This is a genomic window from Sinisalibacter aestuarii (assembly GCF_027923545.1).
Lineage (GTDB): Bacteria > Pseudomonadota > Alphaproteobacteria > Rhodobacterales > Rhodobacteraceae > Sinisalibacter > Sinisalibacter aestuarii.
In genome coordinates this window covers 1-12,196 of record NZ_BROH01000017.1, presented here as the reverse complement: position 1 = coordinate 12,196, position 12,196 = coordinate 1, and the positions used below count along the sequence as shown (strand labels likewise).

Genomic DNA, 12,196 nt, shown 5'->3' with positions numbered 1-12,196 from the left:
AATGCATCGATTGAGAGTTCGAAAGAGAATGACAATAGCCACACAAGCCATTGATTCAAAATAATTTCCCATTACAGTATCAATTTGCACAGTGAGCCCGAAATCCATGTTCTACCCTTTTCTCGTCGCCGATCCCCGCTCCGGCCTACATTACCGTCTGACCGATACCGGTCTTGCAGAGCTATCACTTGCCCCCAAAGCCCAAGAATGGGCGCCGGGGCGAGTGATAGCGGAAGAGCCTCACCCGGTGTGGCAAGAGAGCTTGGCCAATGCACCGGTCGAGACAATGTCGGCCGTCAGCGCGGCGTTGGAAGGTCTGGTGCTGGCCACTGCCGATCTGCGCGTTCCATCAGGGGGCGCGATGGGCGACAGCCGTGCAGGACGACATCTGGATGCTCTGATCGCACTTTGGCGCAAGCTGGGTGACGCATTGCCCGAGGGGCTGGCCGCGGTCCGCCATGTTCTGGACCTGCCGCATGGGCGGTTTCTTGACCCATTGCCGGTTGTTGAAGGGTCCCTTGACCCGCATGCACCAGCCGCGATGAAGGCACTTTATGGAAGACTTAAGGATGAATTCGGGGCTGTGGCTGCGCCCGCCAAGGCGCGCGCGGCGCGTGAAGGATCGCGGCTGCACGCTTTGCAGGGTGGGGTAGCCGAGGCAGCAATCGAGGCCGGGCCAAAGGATGGCAGTCTCGCCTTTTATGGTCTGCGCGATGTGGCTGCCTGCGCTGATTTGGCCGCCGCCCGCGCGGGTGCCCTGATCGAAAGCGGTATCGCGGCGCGGGAGATTGCTGTGCTGGCCTCTGGTGACCCACGCCAGATCGCGCGTGCATTTGCCGAGCAGGGCGTGCCGATTTCCGGACTTCCCGCCTGCCTGCCAGAGCGCGACATCGTTGGTGAAACCGCACTTCAACTGGCGTTAGCCAAGCGCACACCCACACCTGCGATGGTCCTTGCAAGTCTCGCATTGTCACCGCTGATGCCATGGTCAGCCCAAACCGGGCGCGACCTTTCCGAAAGCATTATGAATGGTGACTTTCGCGGCGATGTCCTGTCGCCCACCCAAGCGCACAAAGACCTCTGGACGGACATGCGCGCCTCAGCCGGCAGCCTTGCGCAACTGCGTTTCCTGATCGACCGTATCTGTGAGCGCATTGCGCAAGGGAACGAGGTTCGAGCCCGTCTGTCGATCCCGCCCGGCGAGGGTAGCCCAGACTGGGAAGCTATCCTGCGCGGTATCCAGATTGCATCCCCGTCAAGTGCCGATCCAGAGCGCAACCTTGAAGGTGTCAGCCTCTGGTCTGCGCACGAAACTCCGTGGCGGCAATGCCGACATCTGATCATCACGGATTTCACCGACGGTCGGTATCCGACCCGGCCTCGCGCCAACCCACTTTTTCTGGACAGCGAAATCACTGCAATTCGAACCACCACCGGTTTGCAGCTTCGCGGGAGGGCAGAGGGTTTGGCTGAAAGCCTCTTCCTCTTTGACCAGCAGCTTCAGGCGGTTGCGGAGTCTGTGACATGTCTGGTCCCGTGGCGCGATCTGTCGGGCGTGCGGCAGCAACCTTCAGCAGGGCTATCACTGGTCGCACGCGCAATATCGGATGTAGAAGAAGCTCATGATCTGATCCTCGACCTGTCGCGCCTGCCGCCTGGCGACTGGCCTGTGGCACATCACCGTCTGCCACCGTTGCCGGAATCGGACGAACTCCCCGAGGCGCTCTCGTTCCCAGGCCTCGACCTGTTGGCGCTCCGTCGCAAAGATGACGGAACAAGCAAACCTCAGTCACCCTCACGGCTGGAAACACTTCTGGTCAGCCCGCTGGCATGGCTTCTGGACGAGGTTGGCGCGGGCGACATGTCTTGGTCCGCTGAGGAACTCGATGTGATGGCCAAAGGCAACATTGCCCATGACGTGTTTGAACATGTGTTCCTGAAGGACCAACCCCTGCCAGAACCTGCGGCACTGACCGCTGCAGTTGCCGAGGCCTATGATCGAGCGCTGACCCGCCATGCTGGGTTTCTGCGTAGCGCATCATGGGAAATGGAGCGCAGCGGGCTCGAGCGTGAGATCCTTCAGGCGGCGCTGCGCTGGCGCGAACATCTGCTGGCGCTTGGCGCAAAAATCATCGGCAACGAGATCTGGTTGGCGGGTGAGGCGCATGGCATCAACCTGCACGGTAAGGCCGATGCGATCCTTGAGTTGCCAGACGGTACGCTGCTTGTCGTCGATCACAAGAAAAGCGGCACATCGGTCCGGCGCAGGCGAATGGAGGCCGGGTGGGATCTGCAAGCAGGGCTATACCGAGACATGCTCGCCCGTCCTATCCGGCGCGACGGCGACGGGATGGACCCGCTGATTGGCCGACAGGTCGGTATTGCCTATCACCTTATGAATGATGGTGGGCTCTTAACCTCCGGGCATGTGCCTGCAGAAGGATCTCCCGCCCGCGACATGGGCGACGCCGTCAACGATGCGGCTGTCGCAATGCTTGCTGAACGGCTGGCGCAGCTAGGGGCCGGCCGGGTGGTGCTGAATACCTCAGCCGATGAGGGCTTTTTCAAGAAAGAAGCAGGATTCACGCCCTATGCGCTGACCGATGGCTCGACCCTGGTTACCGCGTTCATCCGCCAGATCGAGGAGGTATGACCATGGACGGAGCAGATTCAGACCGAGGGTTGGTCATCGTTCCCGCCGGCGCGGGCGCGGGAAAAACCCATCGTATCAAGACCCAGCTTTCTGACTGGGTGAAGCGCAAAATCGTACGACCCGAACGCATCCTTGCGGTGACCTTTACCGAAGCCGCTGCGGGCGAATTGCGCGAACGTATCCGGGCGGGTCTTCTGGCGGACGGGCTTGTCACCGAGGCTATGGCCGTGGAGCGCGCATATGTCTCTACCATCCATGGCTTAGGCCTGCGTTTATTGACGGAACATGCGCTGGCAGCCGGTGCATCGCTGCAACCCCGTCACCTTGGCGATGCTGAACGCGAGCTGCTGATCCGGCAGGCGCTGGCCCATGCGAAATCGCTTGATCCTATCAAGGCTGAACCCGAGCGGTTCGGATATCAGCCCAACTGGCAAAAAGGCGAAACGGTCGAAGATTCACTGCGGGGCCGGGTTCTGTCGATGATCGACCTGTTGCGGGGGCTCGGCGACAAAGGCCGTGATCCCGGGCTGATCGCACCCGCATTAACACGGCTCGATGAAATCTACGGCAAGGTGATCGCAGACCCCATAGCCGCCCGTGATGCGTTGGCGAAGGCGGTTGCTACCATGCTCACAGCCTTTCCGGACGGCGGCATGGACGGCGTCACAGCCAAGGGCCCCCGCGAGACGCTGGAAAACAATCTGGCCCTGTTTCGCCGTGTCGAACGTGATCCGGCGATGCTGGATCGGGACTGGAGCCTTTGGCAGTCCCTGCGCAGTCTCTTCACTTCGAACAGCCGTACGAAAACGCCAGAGGGCTACGATGACCTTGCTCTTGCGATCATGCAGGCTGCCGAGGTGCTGCCTTCACATCCCGGCCCCTTGGCCGATGCGAAGCTGCACTTTCAGTGCCTGATCGCCTGTGCGCAGGAAGTGATGGAAGCTTATGAGACACGCAAAAAGGCGCTTGGGCTGATTGACTATGCCGACATGATTGCAGGCGCCGAGCGGCTATTGCGGACCGATCCGGCAGTGCGACAGGCCGTGCTGGATGAAATCGACTGCGTCATCATCGACGAATTCCAGGACACCAACCCGGTGCAATTCGCGCTGCTCTGGCAGCTCGGTGCCCGCGCGCCGCGCACCCTGCTGGTGGGGGATGTCAAACAGTCGATCATGGGTTTTCAGGGCGCTGATCCGCGCCTGTCTCAGGCGCTGGCGGCGGCCAACCCCGATGCGACGCAGCCCCTTGACAGCAATTGGCGGTCTACACCGGCGGTGATGGACTTCGTCAATGCTATGGGCGCCGGGTTGTTTGGCGCAGGCTACAACCCGTTAGCCCCGACGCGTGATCCTGTGTCCGGTCCTGCCTTAGAGGTTTTGAACATCGTCAAAGGCCGCGGGGTAAGAAAGTATTCGAAGCCGCAAGAGCATGTTGCAGAGCGCATCGCCCAGATCTTGCAGGTGGGGGAAACGATCACCGACCGGCACAGCAAGGCCCCGAGGAATGTGCGCCCCTCTGACATCGCTCTTCTGGTCTGCCGGCACGCGACCGCAGCCCGCTATGCCGAGGAATTGCGCGCTCGCGGCGTACCTGTCCGTATTGCCGAGGATGGCTGGGCGACAAGCCCGGTTGTTCAGGCGGCTCGCGCGGCGCTCAGCTATGCCGCGAACCCAGACGATACGAATGCCGCGCTGGTCCTGCGCACCCTCGGCCCCGATCCGCTCAGCCTACAAGCCGCCATGCAAGCGCAGATCCAAGGGCGGTTGGAGGATGATCCGGTCCTCCTGCGCCTGGCGGCGCTGTCGGACCGCCTTGCTCGCTTGCCGATTTCCGATGCAGTGGACCTGGTTATCAATGCTTCTGGGCTGCGTATCTGGGCTGACCGTCAGCCCGACCCAGCACAGGCGCGTGCAGACCTTCTGCGGCTTGAAGCCGAAGCAAACGACTTCGAATCCGCGCACCGTGATCTCAAGGCGGCAGCCGGTTTCCATGGCGAAAGCGCCAAGGTGTTTCTTGGCTGGCTGGATGCCCGCGCCAGCGAGCGCGATTTCGACCGCCGTCCCGACCCCGCCGCCAACAGCGCCGAGGCGGTCGAGATCGTCACATGGCACGCCAGCAAGGGGCGTGAATGGCCGATCACCGTGGTTGCGGAATTCGACCACGGGATCGAAGACTGGCCGGGCAGCACCGCGACCCGGTTCACCGCGCTTCACGAGATCGACGATATGGACGCCGTGCTGGCCTCGGCCGCACTGATCCACACGCCAGGATTTGCCGCCCCGGAGGCCGAGCGGCGGTTCATTGAGGATCGGCGCTCGGATTTCGAGGCAAATGCGAAGAACCTTCTTTACGTCGCCATGACCCGGGCACGGGATCGGCTGGTGTTGGAGTGGCCAGGCTTCCTAAAAGAGCGTGATGAGGAAGCTCCGGAAGCCAAGTGCCTGTTCCATGTTTTCACGGATGCCTGCGCGCCGCAGATCGGTGGTGATACACTGCGCATCGGCGGGATTGAGTGTCCGGCCATCATCAGGCAGTTGCCCGAACACGCGGGCTTCACCGCGTATTCGGACGCCGAGATCACGGATACACCACGGCTCGGCCGCGATACCCCCTTGCCTGCTGTGGACTTGACCCCTTGGAGGTTGCAGCCATCGCAAGCTACCACGGCCCTGTCTGCACCAGAAAGCCAGGGTATCAAATTGGGAACACCATGGTCCCGTACAGTTAGTGACGCGGCCCGTGGGACAGCGATCCATCTTGCTTTGCGGACTTGCCTGACGCGTCCTGATCTGACTGAATCCCTGCCCAAGGCTACCGGATTGGACGATACAACCCTAGCGCTGGTCGCGGAGCGAGCAGCTGCACTGAAAGCCTGGCTTGCGGCCGATGGCTACACCGATCTGCTTTGTGAAATCCCTCTTCTAGCACGTACTAAAGAGGGTGCGGAAATTCCCGGAATGATCGACCTGCTGGCAGTTGGGCCGAGGGGCTGTCTTTTGATCGACCACAAGACCGGCGGTGCGGGTGAGGGTTTTGGCCTCTACTGGCCGCAGCTTTCTGCATATGCCGACTTGGTCCGAAACGTATTCCCGACGTACGAATTGAATGGCGTGGCAGTACTTTGGGTTGATCATGGACGGCTGGATTTTCTGGACCTGGCCTCTATTCCTGCCCACGGGCATCAAGAAAGTACTTCTTGATGCCCTGGGGAATACTCGCACCTGACACCATCATTACGCAGCGCAGGCAGCAGAACCTGGGCCTTGCCAGCGCCGTGCGGCACTTCAACGATCGTTCAGTACCAGGCTTGGGTGGCATGTGGTTTCCGATGCCGATTCTCTGGTCGGTTTTGGCGGTGTCCATTGCCGAGGAGCTAGGTGTATCGGCCTTGCCAGTCGGCAACGCCGTCGAGGCTTTGATGATGCGAAAGGCCACCGAAGAGGGCCTGGCGGACCGTCGCGTGCGCGGTCTACGCAAGATGCAAGGGCTGAAAGACTGGAGTTTCAAGAATCTCAAACGACGCGGCACCTATGTGGTTCAACCCATCCGCATGGCCATGGTGCAACCGCTGGTCGCGCTTGGTTTCGTGCGGGGCAGTCGCTTTGGTGCTTTCACCATCCACACCGCAGGCGCGCAGATGCTAAACCTGCCAGTGATGGCAAACTACCGTCGTGTTCTGGCCGCATGGGCACATGGGGGATCCCCTCATGGTTTGAATAAGGTAATTGAAGACCTGTCGCCAAATGCTGCCGTCCCACCCGATGTGCGTAAGCTGATCTTGGCTCGGCTTGTCGGAGGTGATGATCCGTCAACGTCGCGTCGGCGTGCTCTCGTAGCACTCAAGACCGGGCCCAGTGCAGGCCAGCTCGATGCCGTCGAACCGCTCAGCGGGATAACTACCGACCATTGGACGGACCTGCGCGCGGGGGTGGCTTTCATGGATTTACGCAGTGCCGCACTGGCGGTGTTGTATCGCTTGGAAGAAAGTCTGCTTCAGCTTCGCGATGCCAATGAGGCTGCTTGGCTGCCCTTGGACGAGGCCAATAAAACCGTGGGCGAGCCCCTCGCGGCGCTTCGCCAATGCGCCCGCCAGCTGGGCGCCAGAATTGACGCAGCAGATGAGTCAAGCAGCCGAAAATTCCTTTCAGAGGTCCGGGATTTGCCCGACCAACAGCTTCTTCAAAAGCTGGCCGATCGCGATGGAACGGTGATCAGGTGGCGAGACGATCGTATCGGTCTGGGACCAGCGGCCGGCGAGATGCCAAGCATCGATGCAGACGAATCCGTCAATGATGCCGAGTTCGCGCCTCAGTTATTCCGACTTTTCAATCTTCATTGCCTTGCGACCGAACTGAACGGCGATGTGAACCCGGGATGTCGGGTCTCAGCAGGTGAAGAACCGGCATCATGAACACAACGCTTATCACCCTCTTCATGCCGCCCAAGGATTGTTTCGGGGATTTCGGTTTCTTCTGCGGTTTTACGGCAACGCCCAAGGTGATGGGGCAGATCCGGCGCAGCTTTACTGGCGAAATGGCGCGCCCCGTACTAGCCGCGTTCATTCACCCGACAATGAACGCAATTTCGGACATATCGGGTCTAGCCTGGATGTGGATGCGGCCGCAGGATCGAGGTTACAACCTCTTGCACGCCAAGGTTGCCTTGCTGGGATTTCGCAAGCGCGATGAAGATGGATATATCATCAGGCTCGCGGTCAGCACGGGAAACTGGACGCAAGACCCGTTGACGGACAGCATTGACCTGTTCTGGTCAATTGACCTTCAGACCGATGATCCGAGAGATCAGGATATCGCAGATATTCGGGCGGCCTGGAACATGTTCGAATGGCTGCGCCAGCGTGGGGATTGCACGCTGATCGAACGGGAATATGACGGCGCACTACCCTATGCGCAGCTGGAGGACGAGATTGAGCGCCTTCCGGCCTCTACCTTGCAGCCACGCTTCATCGACAGCCGGTCTAAGGCTTTGCTTCCTCAGGTCGTCGATCGACTGGGAATAGGAAAAAAGGCAGATCGCCTAATCCTTGGATCCGGTTATTTTGAAGCAGAAGGCGATGGTGGCGCGGGGCTGCCTGAGAGGTTTCGCAAGAAGCTGGTCGAAGAAAAGCTCTTGAAGAAATCTGCGACTTTGGACCTGTTTCTGAACCCGATGTCCTGTCAAGGTCTGGCCATGCGTGGCCCGGCCCTGACCGCGGTCGGTTGGAATCTCCGGTGCCCGATTTCCGCTATGCATGGCGAGGACGGGCGACTTCACGCTAAGTTTGTATTGCTCGGCGCAGGTCACGACGAGGCCGTTGGGCGCGTCTATTTAGGGTCGGGGAATCTCAGCCGGAACGGATTTGAAAAGGCCGCCAGCGCGGGTGGCAATCTTGAGGCGGGCGTTGTCGTCGATCTTCCCAAAGGCTTGAAATGGCGCAGCCGAAAGAACAGCAAGCAAGGTTTTGCGACCCTGTTGCCAATCCAGTTCAACGAGACCGTCGAGCCTTCGAAACTACAGTCTGGCAGCGGGTTTGTGCCCCCCGAAGAGCCTGAAACCCTGCCGCCAGCGTCTTGGTTGAACTGGAAGGATGATACGCTTTGTGCGCCAGGCGGGATTGTTCTGGATGTCATAGGTCCGGACGGTGCATCGTGCCCCACGCCCTGCATCTGGCCTGCACCTGCTCCAGCCGTTGTCACGCTGACACATGGTGGCTGGCGCGTTCCCGTGATCGCGGAGGGCGTGCTTGTTGTGCCACGGCCATCCGAGTTGACAGTGGAAGACGTCTTGGCCGGCCTGCGGGCGTTCCCAGAACCCTTGGACGCAGATCAGCCCGATGACGGACCCGAAGGCGGTGAGCCAATGGTGGAAGCCTCGGATACCCCGGATTTGCCACCCGCAACCTATGCTATTCGCCGGATGATGAGCCTTCTGGTGCGGCTTGGCGAGACCCAGGCAAGACTTGACCCGCGAGATTGGCAGCGTTGGTGTCGAGAACTGCGTCACACCTTGCGCGCGATCTGCAAGCAGGAGCAGCCGATGATTGGCTTTTTTCGCGATGCGAAGGCAAATCCCTTGCCGGCACTAATGGACCCGCGGATGTGTCCTGAGGATGTCGACCTGACCCTGCTTGCACAATCGTTGAAAGCTGTAGCTCGGGAATGGAAGATCGATGACCTTCCCTCGCTTTGGGCCGAAGAGGGCATCTGACATGGATTGGATTGTGGCCGCCGATTATCTGGAGCAACTCGCGTCGCAACAGACGGATGAAAAGCTTGACGCTGGACAGCGCGCATCTATTGCGCAACTTGCCGCGCGGATCAGATCCGGTCAGCGGGCCGCTTTGCTGGCCGACGAAGTCGGGATGGGCAAAACCCGAATAGCGGTTGCACTCATTTCAGCAGTTCGCAACGCGGGCGGAAGAGCTGCGATTGTGCTTCCGGCTGGGTTGGGCGTGCAGTGGCAGAAGGAACTGAGGTTATTTCACCCTGATGACCAGACCCTGCTGCCATTGCGCAGCTATGACGGATTTATCGCGGGTTTCCTCACCGAGGAAGATGCCGAAGGAAGCCAAAAACGTAAAATCAAACACGCGGACTGGCTTAAGGATCGCAGACAGCAGCGGGAATTGCCGAAAAATGGCTGGGCCAATGAAGAAGTCCTGATGATCTCGCACACATTTGCAGCCATGCGCTTTCCGAACGCAGGCGACGGTCCGGCAGGTGGATGGCGGCGTGAATTGCTTCCGAATGTTGCGCGATTGCTGGCCGGGCAACGGCGCAATTTCATGCGCAACAGCTTTCACCGTGGTGAGGTCAGCCAGGTCCATGCCACCCGCCGCGCCGCCCGCACGATTGCCGACACTATCATTGAACACGGTTTGTGTCGGAGCGTGCTCGATGATTTGGCCGGCGACCACCGATGGCTTGCGGCCGATGAATACAAGCGCAAGATCCTTCCACTCATAGGGTACGGCCTGGGTCGGTTCGACCTGATCGTCGTTGATGAAGCCCACAAGGCCCGTGGGGAGGATTCCAGCCTTTCGCGCATTCTCGGGCCAGTCAGTTGGGAGTCCGATGATCCATTCCGCCTCGGGATGACGGCCACGCCTGTTGAACTGGATTCTGCTCAATGGATTGACACACTGGGCCGGATCAGCGGTCGGGACGACGGCGAGGATGTTACTTCGCTCGCCGAACTCGCCGAATGGATCAGCGGCTATGTCGACATGGTCAAACGCATCCAGATCGAGGAACTGGATAACCCGTTGACCGAAGGTTTCGAGAGCACTTCCTCGCGATTCCAGCACGCCCTGCGCCCGTTTGTCCTGCGGCGTGACAAGCGCCACGACCCACAGATTCGCGCATTTCAAGAAGCGTATGGAGATTATCGCATCGTCGAAGACTTGAAAGTATCTCCCGCAACGGAGGGGTTCACGCGCGACTGGCTGCGTCGGTTTTGTGCCGCTGAAGCGCTTTCTATCCTGCCGCAGGATGACCATCGCGTGAAGCGTGTAAGACTTTCGGTCGCCCAAGGATACGGTTTTGGTCTCGCGCCCGAATCCGAAACTGCTGAACAGCTGCCGCAGGACGATGAGTTAGAAGGCCCGCAGTCATTCTGGTTCGATGCCTTCCGTGGCCAGCCCGCGGATATCTACACCCATCCTGCGATACTAGCCGCGGTTCGACTGATCGAGTCTTATGTCGAACGGCACGAAAAGGTTCTCGTTTTCGGGCGTTTCATAGCTCCGATGGATGCGCTGACCCGCCTATTGGACGCGCGCGAAATGCTCCGGCGGCTCAGAGATGGACGGCACTGGCCGGCCTCAAAGGTACGGGACGAGAGCGAACCCGCCGTTCTTGCCGCCATGAATGACCCTGATCTCTGTGTGACGACAGGCGGTATCACTTCGATCAACCAGATACTGACCGAGCGATATCGAAAATGGTCCAGTGCGCGCCGAACAGAGCTTGCAAGGCTGCATCGTGAAATCGAAGCCCTAGCACCGCAGGATGATACCGCCGCGCTGTTGGTTGGCTATTTGCGCCAAGATGACGATGGTGAAGAGCTGCAAGGCGATATCGGGGCACTACTGGAGGCGCTTGGCGACAGGCGTGCGAGCGCTGACGCACCGTGGTCCGGCAACGAAATGCTAGCGCTGTTCAAAGGGCTGCTGGATGAATTATCAACCGATGAAGAGCAAGAAAACGACAGTGTTTTGCAGTCCAGGCTGGCCTCGTATCTTCAGGACTTTTCCGGGCGCGAGGGCAATTTTGCCCGTATGATGTCTGGCGCGACCCTACCTCAAACACGCCGCTTGTTGCAGTCCGCATTCAACCGCGCCTCCAGCTGGCCAATGGTACTCCTCGCTCAGTCCCGCGTTGGGCGAGAGGGGTTAAACCTGCATGAAGCCTGCCGCACCGTGGTCATACTGCATGCAGAATGGAACCCGGGTATTGTCGAACAACAGATCGGTCGCGTGGACCGCAAGGGTAGCTGTTGGCTGAAAGACTTGGATAATTGGCATGAGCACGCCGAGGGCGACCCCCCACGTATACGCATCCATCCTGTCGTTGTCAGCGGAACCTATGATGATCACAACTGGCAGGTCCTGAAGGAACGTTGGATGGAGCTGCGTGCACAATTACACGGGGAAGTTTTGCCGCATCAGGGAACCCACGCGGCAATTTCCCCAGAACTCGAAGCTCTTAGGAACCGTATCATAGTAGCCACGCCAAGCTTTGCGCCATGGGAGTGATGTGAAGTTCCAAAAACATCAACGGATGGTCACGATCAAATTCATACACCAGGAGAAGCTATTGAACCTTCAACGCGCCATCGAAATCGCTGCGGAAGCCCATCGGGGACAAACCGACAAGGCCGGCGCGCCGTATCTGCTACATCCGCTCCGGGTGATGATGTCATTGGAGACCGACGACGAACGGATCGTAGGCGTACTGCATGACGTGGTCGAAGACGGCCCTGGCTGGACATTCGAGCGCCTTGAGGAAGAAGGTTTCTCGCCGACTGTGCTCGACGCCTTACGCCTTGTCACGAAGAGGCCCGAGGACGAAGGCGACAGCGAGGCCGTCTACGTGGCCTTCGTCCGACGCGCCAAGGGCAACAAGATCGCGCGCCGGGTCAAAACGGCCGACATCCTCGACAACCTGAACGCTTCGCGACTGTCGGCACTGACCGAAAAGGACATGCGCCGCATGAACCGCTATCTGGCTGCTCTGCGAGAGCTGCGGGACGCGGAAGCCTGAAGGGAAAATATCCGGGGATCACTGGCGCGCGGCCAGCACATCGAAGAAATCTTCAGCCAGCAGCTCATCATGCCTTTCGGGCATCGAATTTGCCTCAGTTGAGCGCGGCTCGACGATCCGCCACATTCGGTATCGTCCCTGCCCCGTAACCTCCCGAATGAGGCCCTGCTCGTCCATCCAGTCGATGTTGCGCTGAACCGTTGCCCGATGCGTGCCTGTCAGTTTCTCGGCCATCTGTACTGAGACCAGAGGCCAGCTGTCGCGTAGCCCATAAGTC

The 12,196-nt window shown here is 59.7% G+C and carries 7 protein-coding genes; 6 read left to right on the top strand and 1 reads right to left on the bottom strand.

The window, feature by feature from the left end; all coding sequences use genetic code 11:
• Positions 1–106 precede the first annotated feature (106 nt).
• Genes QMG28_RS19620 through QMG28_RS19595 form a run of 6 tightly spaced genes read left to right on the top strand, consistent with a single transcriptional unit; the run spans position 107 to position 11,919 of the window.
• Entirely contained in the window at positions 107–2,653 is a 2,547-nt protein-coding gene (locus QMG28_RS19620) for a PD-(D/E)XK nuclease family protein (protein ID WP_281843936.1), read from the top strand.
• Between the two features lie 2 nt (positions 2,654–2,655).
• Positions 2,656–5,856 (top strand): UvrD-helicase domain-containing protein, encoded by a 3,201-nt coding sequence (locus QMG28_RS19615; RefSeq protein ID WP_281843935.1) that lies wholly within the window; start codon positions 2,656–2,658, stop codon positions 5,854–5,856.
• Positions 5,856–7,067, top strand: a complete 1,212-nt coding sequence (locus QMG28_RS19610; protein WP_281843934.1) for a hypothetical protein — start codon at positions 5,856–5,858, stop codon at positions 7,065–7,067. The genes QMG28_RS19615 and QMG28_RS19610 overlap by 1 nt, the downstream gene beginning before the upstream one ends.
• The gene (locus QMG28_RS19605) at positions 7,064–8,863 is read left to right on the top strand and encodes a phospholipase D-like domain-containing protein (protein WP_281843933.1); all 1,800 of its coding nucleotides are present in this window, start codon (positions 7,064–7,066) and stop codon (positions 8,861–8,863) included. Before QMG28_RS19610 ends, QMG28_RS19605 begins: the two co-directional genes overlap by 4 nt.
• A gap of 1 nt (position 8,864) precedes the next feature.
• Positions 8,865–11,411: a DEAD/DEAH box helicase family protein gene (locus tag QMG28_RS19600; RefSeq protein ID WP_281843932.1), complete on the top strand. Its 2,547-nt coding sequence runs from the start codon at positions 8,865–8,867 to the stop codon at positions 11,409–11,411.
• Between the two features lies 1 nt (position 11,412).
• Positions 11,413–11,919, top strand: coding sequence for a hypothetical protein (locus QMG28_RS19595; protein WP_281843931.1), 507 nt, complete (start codon positions 11,413–11,415; stop codon positions 11,917–11,919).
• A gap of 18 nt (positions 11,920–11,937) precedes the next feature.
• On the opposite strand, the gene QMG28_RS19590 is transcribed toward QMG28_RS19595, so the two are convergent.
• Positions 11,938–12,196 (bottom strand): helix-turn-helix domain-containing protein (locus QMG28_RS19590; RefSeq protein WP_281843930.1); only part of this gene is annotated, 259 nt, incomplete at its 5' end.